A 19,370-nucleotide genomic window follows, 5' to 3' on the forward strand; every position below is an offset into this window, starting at 1 on the left:
GCCTCGCTGTCACAGCAAGGTATTGGTACACAAACATGAGCAGAAAGCCTCAATTTCTTGCAGTTTCCTAACTTAAGGGCAAAAACCTAAGTTGTTACTGTCCGGTTAACCCTGGCTCACCACGGTAAATCACACGGTCATTACCACGGTGAATACCGAAGGTGACGACGGAGGATGGGTTTTCTTCTCCCACTTTGTCATTATCCCAGTTGTACTTGAGCCAAGGTAAACCATTTTTTGAATCATCAAGGTCTAACCAAACGCGCGTTTGCTGACGGTATGGTTCAGCTTGAGTTGCAGTAACAGAGCGAGAAGAACCAGAAGAAACGGTCCCACCATCGCCTAGAGTTACCTCTTTTGCACTATTATCTGTCGGCCAAATGTGCACCTGAGAGTCATCTTCAATTTCTCCAAACACTTTAGTTTGGCTGTCATCAGGGTTAGCAATAAAGCGGCTACCATTCCAGTATTCAACTCGAAGTGGCACATGTAATGTCGTGCCTTGGTTGCCACCTACATCATCTAGGTCAACTCGACCAAAGCGGATGTCGGGTTGCGGAGCCAAAACTGAATCACTCTCGATTACCGTCACAGGATCCTTACTAGCACTTGAGCCTGTGATTGAAATTAATGTGTCCTTACCTTGCTCAAACAAGTTAAAAGGTCCATCAGGGTAATGGGCTCCATTTCCCTTCGCTACAAACAAACCATCACTACTTGAGCCCGTATAAATACCTACACTTCTAGAATCCGCGAGCGACTTACCAGAGCTTTCCTTCCATGTTCCGCTGTACGTCTTCACAGAAGAGAAACGAGACGTGTATGCCCCATTCTCATATAGGTTGAACTTAGCCAACAAAGAATCATCAAAATATGTGTAGTTAGTTAAAGCACCTTTACCCGCATTTAGAGCCTCAACATAAAACTTACTCACTCCAAACGGCTGATTCATATAAGCAAAGCTCTGCGCGTTGGGATAATCCCAGTCCACACTTTCATCTGGGTAAACTTTAAAGTATTTAGGGTAGAATCGACCAATGACGCCTTTCGCGGGCTCAATCACAAATGCTTTACTACCCAAGTAGGCTTCTGGTGGCGTTACTGTAAACTCAAACGCCCCAACCTCGGAGACACTTTGCTCAATTGAATCTTTTGCATTTGTTGGCGTGTCATGATTATACACATCCTTACCTAAAACCCCGGTTGACAAAGCGCCAGCCGTTGGATAAGTCACTTTATGAGCGACAGATAGCCCTTCTTGCTGATAGTTTTTCGCCAATGCTCCGCCAAATTGATGAGCTGTTACGAACATATTGAAAGGTTCACCAGCAGCAACAAAACCTTGAGAACAAGAACCTGAGCTACATTGTCCCCCATCGGTTGACAGCGTCAGATATGCAGGGAAACTAACAAAGCTATTCTGGCCCAAGGAGTCACTTTCATCTTTAATTCTTGCCTTCAGCGCAACCTTGCCAGCTTCAGGGTATCTCAGGTTAAAGTATGCTTTACCTTGGTTATTAAAATAAACATCTGCGATATCAACATCAGTTGTTCCAACACTAACTTCATCACTGAACTTACCATCTCGTTTTTTGAAAGAAACGTAAGCTGGTACTGATACTGCGTTACTTGTCGGCTCTATTCTTTCGATAGACAGCTGAACATCTCGATTTTCGCCGTTACCACCTTGCTGACTTGGCAAGCTACAAAACTCTAAATATGGTGAGCTTTGGTTGCTATATAATGCATCTCCGTCATTGTTAAAGAATGGCTTACCTGCGACTTTATCCGGCACAGTGACCCCTAATGCAGCAGAGTTAAACAAGATATTACAGTTTTGTTCAGATAGCGGACCACCAGCGATACGACACTTCGCACCGTCAAAACCAAACTGCGGAACCGAGCTACTTGCAATCCCAAGTTTTGCGGAGCCTGATTGGAATGCTTGTAACTTCAATGACACTGAGTCAGAGAACGTAACATGATCGCCACCTTCCCATGCTACAAGAGAATCAGATTGAGGTAATAAGGAGACCGTCACTGGATCAACAACAGCTCCTGGATTCGCATTCAATATTGAAGAAGGATAAGTTTTTGAACAAGATTCATCCATGCAGGCACGAAGCGTAACTTCAGATGCCTGACAAATACTTCCTGTCCCTGCGTAATCAAACTCAAAGTGATGAATACCGTCCGTAATTTTTTGGTATTTATCAGCACAAACTTGGAAGTTATCCATGTCGTGAGTATTAGTATAATCACCAGTAGAGGCTGTAACCGAGATACGGAAATTTTCCGGAGTATAATTAAAACCTCCCTCAGTTAAGACATCAAAGTCGCGAATAACCATACTCCACTGCCCATTCTTGATTTTTCGTTGAACAGAAAGTGTAATAACGCCAGATTTTCGTGAATTTAAAATAACTTTATAGCGATGGCGCTTATTTTTACGATTATCTAAATCACCATTAAATTGCTGACCTTTAATGTATTTATATCCGCGTAACCATTTCCCATCACTATCTTTTAAACCAGCGCCCCGAATACCAACATTGTTAGGAATACCATTGCGAGCTAGATTTTCTCCACCTTCTCGATAAAAGTTACCGTACTCATCGATACCAATACCCAACCAACCACCAGCAAAGCCCTCAACATCTTGTGAGACTTCGTGTGAGTGGTTTTTTCTCAATTTCATACCGTAGCCTAGTGGACCACCAAACGCTCCTGTTTGGGGAGGAACATTAGCATCAGAAATCACGAGAGCTACACCGTCGGCACCATTACGAGAGCTACCATACGCATAGTGATCAAACTCTATTTCTAGATAATTCTCTTTGGATGGGAACAAGTAATTGTATGCCGAAGCCGTAGCTTGACGAGCACGATTATCATTTAACCTGAAGCGCCCATTAATTACTTGTGGCTTAACACTGCTGCCGTAACCAATAACAGACCAGTTATCTACATTAGATGAGCTAAACGTTTCCATAGGTAATAGATTACACTGTTGGACTGGAGGCTGAACTGGACAAGAGTAATCTGGCTTCTTAATAACTACACCGTTTTTCATGGTTAGATGTCGAGACGTCACTGAGCCATGAACAGTTATTGGGTTCTCAAAACTAATGCGATTTGCTAATACAAAGCCATAAAAATCAGGGTTGCGAGTTTTGAAAATTATGTTCGCATCAGGAGCATAAATCGTTACATAGTAATGAGTAGTTATCGCAATAGAGTTATTGAAGATTACAGAATCCCCACTGACATTGATTTTCGACTGGTTGAAAAAAGTGTACTTACCATGCCCAGTATGACTCCATTGCCCGAGAGTTACCTCTGCATCTTCGGGAATCACTAGGCGCACATCATCATTTGTCCCGACCTCCATAACTAATTTCTTGATATTAGTTTGATTTGGAAGAATGACTTTCACTTGATCATAAGGTGAGTTGTATTGATTTACATCTAGCGTATCTAAATTCGATGTGACTTGAATTTCGATCCCTGTTTTTCCATCAACTGAATACGTATTAGCTCGACAAAGACTATTGTTAGAACAAATCTGTCCTATATTTTCAGCAGTAATACGTAATGAACCATCGCCAAAGTTGGTAGCCACGCCCAGTGGTTCATTCGCTTTTCGGCTTTCTAGGTAGCCATCTTTATTACCCACATCACAGCCAGCATCTGAGTCACACATTGGCTCCATATATAAGCGATCTTGAGCATCCAATTGACTCACCGTATCAAAGCCCGCCAGAATAAATTTTGATTGTCTCGGAGTTGGCATTGAGCTTGAGTAGCGAAATAAATCTTGTTTATCTGTAACGGTATAGTAAGTCTTGTAGTCTTCTGACCAACCTAACGCACGCGCAGATTTGTTTGGCACAACAAGAGTGTTATTTGTAACGCCTTTCATACCTTGAATCGGTTCTGGGAAATACTGACAGACATTATCAGGTATTTCAGGCTCAACAGGGTTAGGTTCGTCACCACCACCACAATCTACGTTGCTTGGGCTGCCAGAATGAACAAGGGAAAGTTTACCATTTTTCAAATCAACGCCAGATTGGGTTTCAATAAGTAGCCAGTGACTCTCACTAGCAAACTTGCGGTAATACTTCAGGGTCGCAGATGATACAGAGTAGTCAATACGAATATTATAACGCTGGCCTTCTAACAAGTTTAGTTCATAAAAGTAATGATTTGAATTGGAAAGACGGTCCGTTGTGTACCAAAGAACTTCATCAGGGTGATTACCATTGTGTTCAAGAAGCACATAACTATTATGCGCAGGACCTACAACATCAAAAGTAACTTCAAAGCTTTTATTCCCCCAAAACTCACACGTCCCAGCGAAAGCAGGAAATACAAGTAAGCAAGCAATGGTAGCCACTACCAAATTAACCAGTTTTTTCATTATTATTTACTCCCTAACCCAAATCTCTTGTTGTCGCTGTACTTGTGCAACCCCGGAACCACAAATTGCTGTGGCTTGCACTCTAAATAGAGATTCAGCTTCAGAGGTACCTGCATTAAAGGTACCAATGTTTGAACATGTCATAGCACGTAATTGACAACTAGTGCCTTGTGTAACATTTGGTGTAGCGCCACTTACCGTATTGGCACAAAAATCGGCCACATCTGGAGTAGTGTCGTTTAAAGGATAGAGCTGGGTTAGTGCCCACTCATTGGCAGATTGCGCAATAAACCAAGCTTTCGTTCCTAAGAATTCTCTGGTTAACGTACTTTGGTTTGACCAACTCACCTTCATTAAAGATGCGGCTAGATAGCCCATCACAATGATGACGAACAATACGACGATCAGGACATTACCTTGCAGAGCTTTTTTACGGAACATTGAGCACCTGTACGTCTTGTTGGTAAACACTACGCTCCCCATTTTGAGTGAACTCTAAATTGATATGCACGATACCGCCACGTTGAAGTGTTGGCTCGAGGTAATGCATATCGCTAACGGAAGTATCTACACTGTCCGCGACCGTAATATCATTCCGTGTGATTCGACCATTGTCGAAGCAGTAACGTACTTCAGAGTTATCTTGATAGATATAATGACGGCTCGAAATGGAAGACCCGCCAATCGTACTAGCTGCACCACTGACAATAAAAACATCACCAGTTTTCGCTAGATTGCCAATCGCCAAACTCTGAGGAGAGGCAGATTGCAAATCTTCATAGCGACTTGGATTGATCACCATCCAACGATCCGCTGGAATAGGATTCAATGTAGAGTCATTGCCTAACAGAAACTCTAAATTGTTATTCGTCAGCGTGTAAAAACCAGAATATTCAATCGGCATAAACTCCAAGCAATTGGTAGTTCCGGTAGGGACATGAAAGCTGTTTGGGACTGCGTGACGAATTTCTCGCGACATTTTCTCTAGCACAAACTGCGCTTGCGTTTGCATTCGTTGGCGATCAATCGTGTCTGCGTATCCCTTCATACCTAGCTGTACGTAACCCGCAATACCAAGCATGATGAAGCTGCCGATTACGATGGTGACGATCATTTCCATTAAGGTGAAACCACGAACTTTCATCAGTAGTTACCTCTTATTGCAGTCAGTGTGAGGGGTTGAGTGTTACTAGCAAAAATCGTAATCGTGACTTTTTTATAGTTAGTGATTCCTGTCGGTGGTGTAGCAGTCAGATTGTCATATACCACACCGACTTCAACTCGGAAGTTTCGGTATTTATTCTCGCTGCTTCCCCCCAAAACATCTGAGATATTACCCCGGCTGGTCCCTTGGCATTGAGCAACTGTCGTTGGTGTACTCCAACAACCGATGTAATCATCAACATCGTCAAAGTTTTCGGGAATAGACTCACCAGAGTCAGGACCAAGATTGGCTGGTAGGGTGCAGGAAGTCGAGTTCTCCCCACAACGTAATAGGCCACCATCAAAGTCGCTGTTCTCATCAAAACCACGCGCCAAAATTTGCGACATAAAACTTTGCCCGAGCGCGGTTGCTCGGGTTTGGTAATGTGGCATTGCAGAGTCGCGAATTTGAGGTACAAGAAAGGAGGTAAACGCAACCATCGCAATGCCCATTAGGACAATAGCGATGATCATTTCAGCTAAGGTCATACCGAGTTGCTTTCTCATGAACACGATCCCTCAGAGACATAGCCTTGAGAGTTAATCAGCACTCGACATTGGCTTTGACCGTTTACATCACGGATAAGAATAGACACGCCACCAGAAGCGACATTCAACGGATTCCCCAGTAAATCAAAGCTAATTGGGCTTGTTGCGCCAGTTAGACTAATCGTTGCAACGGAATCTTCAACCAAGTCACTACGAGCGTCCTTCGCGTTACCACTCAGCGAACAAGCCGCAACTGAGCCGATACAACTAGAGGAGACTTGTAATTGGAAGTTGGTATCCGTGGTTGAGGTGTTTGATTGCATGCGATTCACCTGTACTTGGCGAATCACTGAAATAGCTTGCTCTTGAAGCGCAAATGCAGAAACACTGCCCTTGCCCATAAAGCGGCTAGCAGCATAGAGAGAAAGAATGGAAAGGAGGACGACCACTAGGATCAGCTCCATTAATGTAAACCCTAATGTAGAGCTGCGAATTTTCATAACCCAACCTTAGGCTTAGAACAAGCGAGATAAGTATACGATGAAATTATGAGAATAATGATAGATTTATAATTTTTCGATTCGAAGTGTGAACAGATGAACAAATAACCAATGTCTAGTTATTTTGCCCCTTTGAACGACCAATTTCTTCTTCAATCCGATCGTACGTTTCTTTGTTGCTCAGCGTCTCAGAAACGTGCTCGGCGGTTTGCTTAGTTTGCTCCCACTTAACTTCATAAGTTTCTGGTTCAAAGCTGATAAATCTTGGTAATACCACATAACCGATCACACCCAAGATAATTAGCACAACCACAAACTCTATTGCACTAAGACCCGATGATTTACGCATATGAACTATTCCGAGATTAATCAAAATAAAGAGATAAAGGCCAGACTAGCTGGCCTTTACTATATAAAATTACTTAGTACAGTTGGCACTTGTAACTTCAATTAATGGAGCTGAGTTTTCGTCAGCTGCTCGTGTGTATTTAACACAGTTTTTCGTATAGTTTGGAATACCGAAAGTGACCCAATTACCAGCAGCAGAGCCGTTACCATCATTAGTAATAAATTGGAAATCATCGTCACTCCCGATACCATCAACGATAGCAGCAATTGCACCACTAGTAGCAACAGGGTAGCCAAACACTGTATCAATTGAACCAGCACCAGCACTCACCGCACCGCTTGTTGATTCAAGACCAGCAATCGCGGCCTTGCCATAAACGATACCGGAAGCACCTGTAATAGCTCCTTTTAACCCTTCAAGCGTAGAGTTGCGAGCATCATCTTGCAGGTTAAGGAAGCGTGGTGCTGCAGTGACCGCTAGAATACCTAGGATTACAATAACCACCACTAGTTCGATAAGGGTGAAACCACCTTGTCTTTTCATTGTTTACTCTCTCTATGTAAGCATGCAGTACAACTGCAAAGTTTTGTTTAGGTCACGCGACCATTTTGGATATTGTCAAAACGGTTTGGGGCAGCAACGTTCACTAAAACTGACCGTGAAGTGGATACTGTATCTACCGCTTGAGCAGAATGACTATTCGCCATTATTCAGTTCATGCTGCAATGAGAAAAACACATTATTGTTTACCCTCTATTACAGCGTCTTACTTATGGTAATGATTGCATTATACCGACTTTCAATACCAATTATAGTGATTAAGTGTCAAAAAATTCACTCCGCCGACATTTCGACGTCTATTTTCAGTTGATTAGCTGTTGAAATAACTACAATCGACTGACCATTTTCATAAGTATAGTGACAGACATAACGATCAGTTTTGATGGCTCCACTGATATCTATTAACTTATTGGTCATTATTTTACGTTGTGGATAATGCACTGCTAGCCAATAACCACAATCTAAAACACCTTGTTGAGTAAAGGGAGACACTAGCCCGCCCTCAGTCATGGTGAGATTAAAACCATCCATCAGCATATGTTTTGGCTCGCCTTGTACTAACCAAGCTTGACGATAACGCTGAACACTATCTTGCATCCAAACTCTCGCCAACTTCGCTCCGGTCACTTGCGCCTGCTCGGTAACAGGACGTAATTTGACCGCCAAGCCAACAGCAATGATGGTAGCAATTACCCCAAAAACGATTAGCGTCGCTCGACTTTGATTTTCAACCACCTATTAGCCGCCTTTGATGATGTCTAGCATTCCCCACATTGGCAGGAAGATACCCAGTGCTAGCACCATGACCATGCCGGCGACAATCACCAAAAGTAGCGGTTCTATTCTTGCGGTTAGTGTTTTTAGATCGTAATCGACTTCTCGATCGTAAAAATCCGACACTTCTAGCAGCAGCTCATCAATACGACCGGTTTCTTCCCCTACTGCAATCATCTGAATCACCAAAGGGGTAAAGATTTTACTGTTGATAGCAGTCACTGAGATGGTGCTACCCGCTTCAATCGCGGATTTCATCTCAAGAATTCGATTTTCTAAAAAGCGGTTCCCCAGGGCTTCCCCGGCTAAAGCTAAAGACTGGTTAAGTGGAACGCCTGATTTCAGCATCAACGAGAAGGTTCTAGCAAAACGGGAAAGCTGCGCGCGATTAACGATATCGCCCACAATTGGAAGCCGAAGCCGAAACTTATCGAACTTTTCCCGACCATCAGCCGTCGCCACCCAGGCTCTGAAAACCGCAAACGCGCCAATCATTGCCACAATCAACAACACCCAATAATTAACAAAGAAATTAGAAGTAGCGATCAAAATACGCGTCGGCAGTGGTAACTCAACACCAAAGCGCGTAAACATCGATGCAAACTCAGGGATCACCAAGATGTTCAATATAAACATGGCGATGGTAATAAAGATAATGACAAACGTCGGATAACGCATCGCCGCTTTGATGCGTTTGCGAGTCTCGAGTTCCTGCTCGTAGTAATTTGCCAGTTGCAATAGCGCTTGATCGAGTCGACCCGTATTCTCACCTACGTTGATCATAGAAACGAACAGTGGGCTGAATACTTTGCTGTGTTGCTGCATCGCAGAAGACAAACCTCGGCCATTACTCAGTTCAGAAACGACATCTTCCAGTGCCTCTTTGAGCTGTTTGTTTTCACAATTTTGCAGCAGGCCACGCATAGAACGCAGCAACGGTACGCCCGCTTTAGTTAAGCTAAACAACTGGCGAGAGAAAAGAATGATCACTTCCAATGGAATGGCTGGCACAAATAGCTTAGACAAGCTCATTTGGCTTTTTGCCGACTCTTTCTCTAACCGCACATTGAGCGGGATGATCCCTTTGTTCATCAACGCTTCCGCTGCAGCTTCTGAGTTCACTGCCTCGATTTTGCCGTTAGTGGATGAGCCGTCTAGAGTACGACCTTGATAACGAAAAGTTGGCATTCACTTACCTATATGAAAATGGGATCAGTCTTACCAGAAGCGTCACCTTCACCTAGGGTCATCACTTCATCCAAGCTGACGGTGCCTTGCAGCGCCAGTTCCATCGCCGAGGCAAGCAGCGGCTTATAGTTTTCTGAGCGACGCGCGGCTTGGGCAAAGCCAACCGCATCATTGGCGCGCAGTTTATCCATCATTTCTTGCTCCAGTTCGAGCATTTCAAACACACCGATTCGGCCTCGATAGCCAGTCAAGTTACAGTTTTGACAGCCTGCACCTTTATAAAAAGTGGTGCCCACTTGGTTTGGAAAACGCCCAGCTAACCACTGTTGGCGTGAATCGTCTAGATGGTCTTCTGTTTTGCAATCTGGACAAACACGGCGAACAAGACGCTGCGCTACCACAGCTCTGACCGCACTAGCAACCAAGTAACCCGGTGCGCCCATATCGATCATGCGTAACGCACTGTCGACAGCATCATTGGTGTGAAGAGTGCTCAATACTAAGTGACCCGTTAGTGCAGCTCGTAGACCAATTTCTACCGTCTCTTGGTCACGCATCTCACCAACAAGAATGATGTCTGGGTCTTGACGCAAGAAGGTTCGAAGCACACGCGAGAAAGTCAGATCGATCTTACTGTTTACCTGTACCTGAGTGATGCGAGGCAGGCGATATTCAACCGGGTCCTCTGCTGTAATGATCTTTTTCCCAGGTTCGTTGAGCTCACTTAATGCGCCGTAAAGCGTGGTGGTTTTACCTGAACCTGTCGGCCCCGTCACCAAGATCATGCCGTGCGGACGAGCCAACTGTCGACGTAAACGAGCAAGCAAATCTGGCGGCAAACCTGACTCTTCTAATGGACGCAAACCAGCAGACTGGTTAAGCAGACGCATTACCACGGACTCCCCGTATTGCGTTGGTAGCGTCGACATACGAATATCGATTGATTGACCACGCACTTTGATATTGAATCGGCCATCTTGTGGCAAGCGCTTCTCAGAGATGTCTAGGTGCGCCATCAACTTCAATCGAAGAACCAAAGCCGATGCGATATTCACTTCATTCAGGATGGTTTCATGCAGTACACCATCAATACGCTGACGTAAGCGCAATATCTGATCGTCTGGCTCAATATGAATATCCGATGCCCCGACTTGTACCGCATCTTCAAACATGGAATTAACCAGCTTTACAACGGTAACTTCCTCACTGTCGGTTCCATCAATACCGTAATCGAAGCTTTGCTCGTCTTTATGCTCTTCATGCAACTGTTCCGCGAAAGAAGCGATCTCTTTAGTGCGGCGATAATAGCGGTCAAAGCTTGAAATGAGTTGGCGCTCTGAAGCCACAATGAACTCAAGGTTGTATTCACCTAGCAAATTCATCAGTGACTCTTGGATGAACAAATCTGCAGGGTCACTCATAGCAACGCGCAACGTGTCCCCATTTCGAGCAACGACCATCGCACGTAAGCGACGTGCGTGTACCTCAGGTAGAATCTGTACCGCTTCCGCATCCACAGGGGCACGACCAAGATCGATCAATGGCAAACCAAGTTGTTGGGACAAGAAGTCCAACATTTGCTTCTCAGTAATAAAGCCGAGATCAATTAACGCATCGCCTAGCTTCTGCCCGGTACTACGTTGTGCGTTTAGTGCTTGCTGGATTTGTTCTTCAGAGACGATGCCTTCTTCAACCAGAAGATCGCCTAAGCGTTTTCTCAACTGAATTTTCATTGTGCACTCTCCAGCTGTTTCAAGATGCTCAAACGGTCACGAATAAACGCTTGCGATTGATTCGAAATGCCAACTTTACCCAGAGCTTGGTTGTAAGAGTTGATCGCGGCGGTAAACGTCAGCGCGCGCTCTTGTTGAATCGCTAAACCTAGCCACCAGCGCGCATTTTCCGGCTCACGTTGAGTAAGGAGTTGATAACTCTCAAGCGCAATATCATTCTGCTTGTGTTTTTGTGCCAATGCCGCACGCATCGCCAAGTAATCTCGACTTGGTATTGGAGGCAAATGCACAAGCGGACTCAGCGCCGCTTCAGGTTGATTAGCTTTCACTAACAACTTAGACAAGGCCAAACGAAGTACTTGGTTGTTCGTGTCAAGGTTGATCCCTTCTTGGATAATCTCATACGCTTTACGCGTGTCGCCTTTGCCAAAGTACAACGCCGATAATTTTTGACGCGTGTCTGCATTCATTGGCTCATAACGTAACGCCTCAGCATAAGCCGACAACGCCGTTTGCATATCGTTAGCATCCAGTGCTTTTTCCGCTCGTCTAACCGCTTTAAGAGATAACTGGCGGTGCGTCAGCTCAACCTGCTCAATACGCATTGAACTGTTTTCTGCTGTCGTGCGGGTTACGTGATTAGATTGCTCATCGCTTGGCATCGTTGCCACTTGCGCGAGTAGCACTGCATCTTCAGAGACCGCATTTACCTCCGCTCTTGGCGTGAACCTATCAGTCTCAGGCATATGAAGCTGTTGCGCAGCCGGTTGTGTCACTGGCTTCGTGTAAACCACATGGGCTGTCTCGGGCGTCATTTTACTCGTTGGCGAATGAGTATGCTCTGATGATGTGATTGACGAAGCATTCACTGACGACAATAGCATGGTTTCTGTTTGAGCAGATGAAAGCTCGCCTGAAGGGATAGGACCGCGAGAGACCGCCCAGCCGCCCACCGCAAGGCTTAACGAGAAACCGGCAACGAGCCAAAGCCAAGGTTTACTGCGTGAAACGTTGGGAATGTCCGCACGAGTAAGCTCTGACGGTGATGTTTTTTCAGCGAGTTCTGATAATGCTTTATTGATGGCACTCAAGGTTGACTCCATCCCCAAAATACGGGTGTTTTAAACTTAGGTTTACGGGCATCAAACGTATCGTGCATAGCTGCGTAAACGTGATGATTTTTTAATAGTGTGCAACGATCATTAAATGCCGCAAGCAACGACTTGTGGCTAATTTGGTTGATCAAACGTGGAATCCCCATGGATGAACGCCAAATCGCTTTTTTCTGCTCAATAGAAAAGATGTGCGCTCCATTGCCTGCCTTGTCTAAACGATTATTGATGTAAGCCACGCCTTCATCGATAGAAAGAGGACGCAGCTGACAACTAAACGTAATACGTTGACGAAACTGCCTTAGCTCGTGACTGGCTAACCGCTCATCCAACTCAGGTTGTCCGAATAACACCAGTTGAATGAGTTTATCTTGTTCCGTTTCTAGGTTGCCGAACAGACGCAATGTTTCTAACGCTTGTGGAGAAAGAGCTTGTGCTTCATCGACGATCAAGACGGTTTTCTTTCCCGTAGAATGCACTTGAATCAGGTGTTCTTGAATGAGAGAAACAATACGTAGCGGGTCATCGTTCTCGATGCCTAACTCTCTGGCGACAGCAAACTGCAACTGCTCTCCATTCAAAACTGGATTGGGTAAGTAAATCAGCTCGACTTCAGATTCAATCTGCTCAATTAACTTACGACACACCATGGTTTTTCCGGTGCCGACTTCTCCCGTAACCTTAATCACCCCTTCTCCCATTTGCACAGCGGCTAAAATGGTTTGGATCGCCTCATAGTGAGGGACTAACCCCAAGAACATTTCTGTATTTGGGGTTAACGAAAAAGGCTGAACTCGGAATCCAAAATGTGACAAGTACATACTCGAATCACAAACTCATTGAAAAACGGAACCTTTCCCCGCGCTTATTGCGCATCTGGGAACCACTCTTGCAGCAGATCACGAGAGCGCTCTAGCTCTTTCTGCCAAGAGTTCACACCAACTACGGTCGGTTTTAGCAAGATGACCAATTCTGTTTTCTCAGTCACGTTATTTACGTTGCGGAACAAATGCCCCAATGCGGGCACATCGCCTAAGAATGGGACTTTAGAAACAAGCTCACGATTTTGCTGTTTCATCAAACCGCCGATAACCACAACATCGCCATCTTTAGCACGAATAACCGAGTCAGATTCACGAATAGAGCTTTTTGCCAATGGCAATTGGATGTTTTGGAACTCACCGCCCAAGTTCAATTTCTTCACTTCTTCCGAGACTTCAATAACCGCAGGGTGAACATGCAGGAACACATTGCCTTTGTTATCAATTTGCGGAGTCACATCGAGAGAGATACCTGAGAAGAATGGTGTCAATTCCACTTCTGGAACGGCATTTGAGTTTTCACCGTTGCCTGCATTGCTCGATAACTCGGTAACAAAATACTCATCGGTACCCACTTTGATGACCGACTTTTGGTTGTTGGCTGCGGTAATACGAGGGCTCGAAAGAACGTTCAAGTCACCTTGCGTAGACATAAAACTCAACACAGCATTGAAGTTGCCATCAGAGATAGTCACGTTGGTTTGGCCGCCCAATAGCGTGCCAATCGCATCCAACGGTGGTAATGCCGACGCTGGGCGGTTCACGACGACACTACCCGAGTTACCAATTGACGCCGATAAGTTCGACCAGTTGATGCCTTGTTGGTAGCCATCATTCAACGTCACTTCTAGAATTTTAGCTTCAAGAATGACCTGACGCTGCATGCGCTCCTGCGATACACCTAAGAACTCACGGACTTCTCGAATATCATCTGGAAACGCTCGAACCGTAATCACTCCTGCTTGTGGTGTTACGACAACACTTTGTCCTTTGCCTGAACCAATTAGATTCGCAACGGCTTGCTGCAGCATCGGCCAGAAGTCACTTTCAGTGATGGTTTCGATGCGCGTACCGCCCGTAGAAGTCGTCGAGCTATCGCCGCTGTTACTTCCATTGTCAGAGTCTGATGAGTCAGAACTGTCTGAGCTACCGCCAGAATTAGACGTACCAGCCGAGGTCACTGAGCCCGTGACAATGCTCGTCAATGATCGACCAGAGCGTTTGAACTGGAGGTAATCAACAGGAATGGTTACCGTACGCATACCAGCAGGGTAGATTTGAATAACTTTGCCAGACTTCACCACATCATAGCCATACATGTTCTGTACAACGCTCAGGACTTCATCCAACGTAACATCTGACAAGTTGACGGTGATATTACCTTGTACCGCTGGATGAATCGCCACGCTGTACTCAGTGCCTTTGACTAGAGAGGCAAAAAAGCTTCGTGCATCGACCGCATTCGCTTGAATACGGAAACGCTTCGAGGTGCCTTGCTCTGAAGCAACATTCGAGTCTAAGTTAGGCATCAGGTCCGCTTCGACAGAAGAAGGAATTTCTTCTAACGTGCGGCTGTTCGCTTGATTGATAGATTCATTGAGCGCTTCTTTGACTTCCACTGGGTCACGATGACCCATTGAACATCCCATTAAAGAAGCAATCGTTATTCCTACAACTAATTTGCGCATATCTGATCAGGCTCTGGTTATTATTTTTTTACGTTTAAACCAAAAAGCTCTAGGTCCCACTGACGGTTACCACGCTTTAAAGTTACAAATTCACTATTAATGCTCGCGACGCGATAACCCTTAAATAGCTCGCCTTTTTCAACAAGCTTGTTATCCATAATCGCGACACAAGCAGTACTTGGCTTACACACAATACTGTTGAGCGTAGGCAGTCGGTACTGTTTTGCTTTTGGTTTCGCTGACGTTTCAACCGCAGGCTTTTCCCAGCCAAGTGGTGCCGTTGGATCTTGGTTCGCCCAAGCGGTTCCTGCCGCAGCCATGACAAGCAATGAGATGATGAGTTTTTTAACCACCAATAAACTCCTCTCGAGATCCTAGAGTGTAGACTTCCAACACAAGCTTCGCTTTCGGGTACTCTTCGACTTTGTAACTAAAGCTGCGCCAATAATAACTGGCAGGAAGGCTCTCCAACTTATTTAGATAATTGGCAATAGAAAAGTAGTCGCCAGTCAGCTCCATGCGTACAGGGTGCACGTAGTAACCAGAGTATTGCGATGCTTCTTTATCTTCCGTAATTGGCTCAGATGGCAAAGTTTGCAAAGACAAAAGGTGAATGCCACTTTGCTGCTCTAATACATTTTCCAGCAGCTCAGCCATTTGCGAAGGTGTAATAAGGTGTTCGATGATCTCCGCTAGCTGCATCGAAAGGTGCTGACTTTCTGTTAGCAGGTTAGATATCGTGCGATCAATCTCAGCGTTTGGATCTTTCTTCAGCTGCGCTTGAATACGTAGCGTGTCGATTTCAATCTTTTGATTGGCTTGCTTTAAATTGCTTAGTTGCCTCTCATTACTGATGATCTCGTTAAGCTTTGGTTCCAGTACCAGCGTAAAAAGCAACATGATCACGACAACTAAACCACACAGCGCGATAAGCACTTTTTCACGCGCGCTCATTTCGCCAAAGCGCTCTTCTAATGAGATCCAGAATTCGTTCATTTCTCTTTATCCTCGCGCGTTTTTAGTTCAAACGTCACAATATCCTTATCATTTCGGCCAATTTTGACGTCGTCAAATGTCCGGCCAACCAAGCTAATTTCATTTTTAAATTGGTTAACCCAACTTGGTACTGAGCTCGGCTTTTTCGCCAGTCCCTTCAGATCTAAGGTATGGTTATTGATTCGAATTTCGGACAAAGAAATTTCTTGGTTTCCTAGCTTAGCTAATGATTGCATAACGCCAGAGTAACCCGTGCGCTGCGAGTCATCGTATTTCCCGACGGCTTTAAGCGAGTCTCGCTTCGCCTTGACTTCACGCTCTAAGCGGGCTTTAGCTGCCAGCTTATTATTGTCGGGTTGATGCTTACGTAGCTTGACTTGATAGCGTTCAAGCTCTGACTTCATGATATCGCCTTTGCTTTTTACAATAGCAATTTCATCTTCTAAACCACTGCTCTGCCAAGTCACATAGCCGTAAGAGAGTAGAATGGCCGCAGCCGCGACACCCCAAGATAACGCGATATTTCTTAGTGTCAGGAGCTCTTTTTTCGGCTTTAAGTAATCAGGGTATAAGTTAACGCGTCGAGTATTAAAAGCCGCAGCAGCATCTGCTAAAACGTGTCCTGATAACTCATGTTCTGGTGGTAATAACGGAGAAACTTTAGTGCTTAAACGGTAGTTCAGAGACTGAACAAGCTCACTCTCATCCTCCTCATCACAACATACTTTCAATTGATGCAGCTGCACATGGCGCAACTGAGAAGAAAGATAATCAATCGAACGTTGCAGTTCTAACGAGAGGCTATCCATCTGTAACTCGCTAGACGGAACACCCGTTAACGGTGGCGTCACACTGCGAATCGAACGATGGAACGCGATAGTATTTTCGACAAAAGCGCTAATACGGAAGTGACCACGCACACTGCGTTGTAATAATAGGAAGTTACCTAGTTCACCTGCGGTCTCTCCCCAAATGTCGTCTTCAGGAAGAATAGCTTCTAATGGCAACTGGGCGCGACTGGCCAGTAACACGATCTTATCCAACATTTTTCGTGATAAGACGTAAGCTTGCACTTTGGTTGAATTGGGTAGCTCTACCGCATCGGCAATGATGTCAACGGCGCGCTCAGAGATCAGTTCTTTCAACAAAAACGGTAATGCTGCAGGCCATTCTTGGCGCGGCATGACAGGTTTGTCGATTTGATACATCTGATAATAGTTATGAGAAAGGACAACCGTTAGAGAATCATACGCACTCGCAGCAACGCTCAATGCTTGCTCTACGGCTTTCTCCCAATTGGATTCAGAAATATCAAATTGGTATGGGCGGCCACTTTTTATTGAAGATGATAAATAAACGGCGTCTGGCTGAATAACCAAAAAGCAGGAACGACCACCACCAGATGATCGTTTGAGCTTGTCGAGTAGTGCTTTGAAATCCATGATTATTATCTTTATTTTTTACGCCAGCGATTTCGTCTTCCCAATTTCACTTGGGATTCTGATTGAGAACTTGGCAATGCTTGTGGACGAGGAAGAAACTGCTGCTCTGCAGAGAAGTAGCGCCCTTGCCCACCATAAACCCCGAGTTCAATTAACGTGTTGAGCTCGTTTTGATTCTCAATTCCCACTGCTATGATTTTAGTTTTACTGTTTGCCGCGGCACCTAGCATGCTGCGGACAAATAGCTGGTTCTCATGTCGCTGGTCGATTTTTGCTACTAAACTGCGATGAAGTTTAAGGTAACGAATATCCACTTCTTTTAAATAGTGAGTGCTGACGATGGTTCGTCCAGCCTGCCCAACCATTAAGTGGCACCCTAAACCGGCCAGCATTTTAGCGACTGGTCGCATAAAGTCTAAGTGTCTTACAAATTGTGCTTCAACAAACTCAAAACTGAGACACTTTCTCTGTTCACGTGACAACTGTAAGAGTTCATCACGAAACCATTTAAAGTACTCTCGGTTAGAAAAAGGCGTTACATTCAAATTGAGCGCATACGATCTTGAGTTATCAAAATTATCCTTAAATTCTCTTAAGAATTTATTAATAACTGACTTATCCATTTGCGCTTCATAACCAACCTGTCTGATCGCAGAAATAAACCGAGACGCTTTAACAATGCCATTCTCAGGATCGCGAATCCGGCATGTTAACTCTTCATATAATGATTTTTTATGCGTCGCGTCACTTATTGGGTGCACAGATTGTGCGTAGAGTATCACATTTTCTGGTGTAAGTGCTGTGTCAAATAACGTTCTCCACCTCACACTTCCGCGAGCTTCTTCATCGTGGTTCCATTTTTTGAAGCGACTCCAATTATTGTTATTTTGTAGTTGCGCACTACGCAAAGCTGTCTCTGCCTCATCGATGATTTGGCTGTGTCGCTCACCCTCTTTATAAGTAGTGATGCCTATATGGCACCAGTTGTCTGGGTCGAGTGGCTCTGGCGGAATTAATTTTTCTAACTGGCGAATGCATTGTGATGCCAAATTAGCCACATCTTTGGCACTTTGATGCGGCAGAAATAACGCAAAATCAGCATCGTAATAACGAGAAAACACAACATCAGGGTATCGCTGAACTAAGTTGGATAATAAACTCCCAACTTCAACAATAAACTCATCCGTAATTTGCTTATCTTGCTCTTCTTCAACCAGTTTCCAGTCTTGAATACGTACTAGCAAAACGGCGCCGCGAGCCCCACTTTCTAGTAACGCCGATTCCAGTTTGCTATCAAACAGCACTCGATTGGCGGTACCTGTTAACTTATCAAGGAAGGTTTGAGTTCGAATAAAGGTATCAAATCGGCTTCGCTCTTGACGCGCATCTTGTAACTCTTCAATTAATACATCGAGCGCTTCACTGGCAGTATAAGGCCATTCTTTTTTGTCACCTTTTGCATACTGCTCTACCCGACCAGCAAGGATCATCCTGCCTCGCTCTTCGAGCATTTCAGAGCCTTCTAATTGCTCCTTAAGCCACGCAACGCCGCGCATTAAACAGAAGATGATCAAGATAACGGCAAGCGTGATCGACCAAAGCGCCTGCATTGAGTAGCTGTAACCTAAGTAAGGCGGGATCGCTTTAAAATGAATCGTGTAATCTTGATTGTGAGTCAGTTGGTATTCTGTCTCAAACAAGACTGACGCTTCCATTTGATGAGAAGTATCTTTGAAGCGATAAACAACCGCATTGTTGGTCGACAATGTCATTTCGACAATATTGGAAGCCTGCAGCATTTTCGGCATCCAGCGCTGCATAGAATAAGCAGCGTCAGGATCTTCCATCTCCTTGTCGACCACCTCTACGATCCCTTCTAAATAATGGGTGAGATATTCCTGCCCAAGACGCTTAAAAGAGAGGGTGCCACCGACAAACAAGATAAACATGGCGCAGATGACGATCATGGTGACAAAAGCCACCAGCCGTGTGCTTAACTTAAGAGTTGGGGTATACCTCATGAATACCAAATTCCTTTTTTATTCATCATATACCTTATTGAAATATTTATACTTGATAAGAGTTCATCAA

At 44.7% G+C, this 19,370-nt stretch carries 17 protein-coding genes; all 17 read right to left on the reverse strand.

Annotation, left to right across the window (positions count from 1 at the left end; all coding sequences use genetic code 11):
* Nucleotides 1-94: 94 nt before the first annotated feature.
* Nucleotides 95-4,423, reverse strand: a complete 4,329-nt coding sequence (locus tag L3V27_RS21130) for a DUF6701 domain-containing protein (RefSeq protein WP_237312677.1) — start codon at nucleotides 4,421-4,423, stop codon at nucleotides 95-97.
* 6 nt (nucleotides 4,424-4,429) lie between these two features.
* Nucleotides 4,430-4,864 (reverse strand): hypothetical protein, encoded by a 435-nt coding sequence (locus L3V27_RS21135; RefSeq protein ID WP_053809344.1) that lies wholly within the window; start codon nucleotides 4,862-4,864, stop codon nucleotides 4,430-4,432.
* Nucleotides 4,854-5,567 carry a prepilin-type N-terminal cleavage/methylation domain-containing protein gene (locus L3V27_RS21140; RefSeq protein WP_085344282.1) on the reverse strand — a complete coding sequence of 238 codons (714 nt, stop codon included), beginning with the start codon at nucleotides 5,565-5,567 and terminating at the stop codon, nucleotides 4,854-4,856. Before L3V27_RS21140 ends, L3V27_RS21135 begins: the two co-directional genes overlap by 11 nt.
* A complete protein-coding gene (locus tag L3V27_RS21145; RefSeq protein ID WP_053809346.1) occupies nucleotides 5,567-6,133 on the reverse strand; it encodes a type II secretion system protein in 567 nt (188 codons plus the stop codon). Before L3V27_RS21145 ends, L3V27_RS21140 begins: the two co-directional genes overlap by 1 nt.
* Entirely contained in the window at nucleotides 6,130-6,615 is a 486-nt protein-coding gene (locus L3V27_RS21150) for a type II secretion system protein (RefSeq protein WP_237312679.1), read from the reverse strand. Before L3V27_RS21150 ends, L3V27_RS21145 begins: the two co-directional genes overlap by 4 nt.
* A gap of 115 nt (nucleotides 6,616-6,730) precedes the next feature.
* Nucleotides 6,731-6,964, reverse strand: coding sequence for a type II secretion system protein (locus L3V27_RS21155; protein WP_237312681.1), 234 nt, complete (start codon nucleotides 6,962-6,964; stop codon nucleotides 6,731-6,733).
* 69 nt (nucleotides 6,965-7,033) lie between these two features.
* Nucleotides 7,034-7,507, reverse strand: coding sequence for a prepilin-type N-terminal cleavage/methylation domain-containing protein (locus L3V27_RS21160; RefSeq protein WP_237312683.1), 474 nt, complete (start codon nucleotides 7,505-7,507; stop codon nucleotides 7,034-7,036).
* Between the two features lie 291 nt (nucleotides 7,508-7,798).
* Nucleotides 7,799-8,260, reverse strand: a complete 462-nt coding sequence (locus L3V27_RS21165; protein WP_065274904.1) for an MSHA biogenesis protein MshF — start codon at nucleotides 8,258-8,260, stop codon at nucleotides 7,799-7,801.
* Nucleotides 8,261-8,263: 3 nt separating this feature from the next.
* Nucleotides 8,264-9,487 (reverse strand): type II secretion system F family protein, encoded by a 1,224-nt coding sequence (locus L3V27_RS21170; RefSeq protein WP_048626840.1) that lies wholly within the window; start codon nucleotides 9,485-9,487, stop codon nucleotides 8,264-8,266.
* An 8-nt stretch (nucleotides 9,488-9,495) separates the two neighbouring features.
* The gene (locus L3V27_RS21175) at nucleotides 9,496-11,220 is read right to left on the reverse strand and encodes a GspE/PulE family protein (RefSeq protein WP_074191841.1); all 1,725 of its coding nucleotides are present in this window, start codon (nucleotides 11,218-11,220) and stop codon (nucleotides 9,496-9,498) included.
* A complete protein-coding gene (locus L3V27_RS21180) occupies nucleotides 11,217-12,311 on the reverse strand; it encodes a tetratricopeptide repeat protein (protein WP_237312685.1) in 1,095 nt (364 codons plus the stop codon). Before L3V27_RS21180 ends, L3V27_RS21175 begins: the two co-directional genes overlap by 4 nt.
* Nucleotides 12,308-13,153 carry an AAA family ATPase gene (locus L3V27_RS21185; RefSeq protein WP_182020052.1) on the reverse strand — a complete coding sequence of 282 codons (846 nt, stop codon included), beginning with the start codon at nucleotides 13,151-13,153 and terminating at the stop codon, nucleotides 12,308-12,310. Before L3V27_RS21185 ends, L3V27_RS21180 begins: the two co-directional genes overlap by 4 nt.
* Before the next feature lie 44 nt (nucleotides 13,154-13,197).
* A complete protein-coding gene (mshL, locus tag L3V27_RS21190) occupies nucleotides 13,198-14,841 on the reverse strand; it encodes a pilus (MSHA type) biogenesis protein MshL (RefSeq protein WP_046873589.1) in 1,644 nt (547 codons plus the stop codon).
* Between the two features lie 20 nt (nucleotides 14,842-14,861).
* Entirely contained in the window at nucleotides 14,862-15,194 is a 333-nt protein-coding gene (locus tag L3V27_RS21195; protein WP_046873588.1) for a hypothetical protein, read from the reverse strand.
* Entirely contained in the window at nucleotides 15,187-15,837 is a 651-nt protein-coding gene (gene gspM, locus L3V27_RS21200) for a type II secretion system protein GspM (protein ID WP_237312687.1), read from the reverse strand. The genes L3V27_RS21195 and gspM overlap by 8 nt, the downstream gene beginning before the upstream one ends.
* Nucleotides 15,834-17,279: an MSHA biogenesis protein MshI gene (locus L3V27_RS21205; RefSeq protein ID WP_237312689.1), complete on the reverse strand. Its 1,446-nt coding sequence runs from the start codon at nucleotides 17,277-17,279 to the stop codon at nucleotides 15,834-15,836. Before L3V27_RS21205 ends, gspM begins: the two co-directional genes overlap by 4 nt.
* 11 nt (nucleotides 17,280-17,290) lie before the next feature.
* Nucleotides 17,291-19,300 carry an RNase E specificity factor CsrD gene (gene csrD, locus L3V27_RS21210; RefSeq protein ID WP_048626836.1) on the reverse strand — a complete coding sequence of 670 codons (2,010 nt, stop codon included), beginning with the start codon at nucleotides 19,298-19,300 and terminating at the stop codon, nucleotides 17,291-17,293.
* Nucleotides 19,301-19,370: the final 70 nt, after the last annotated feature.

The sequence above is a fragment of the Vibrio sp. J2-3(2022) genome, from assembly GCF_021725735.1.
GTDB lineage: Bacteria > Pseudomonadota > Gammaproteobacteria > Enterobacterales > Vibrionaceae > Vibrio > Vibrio diabolicus.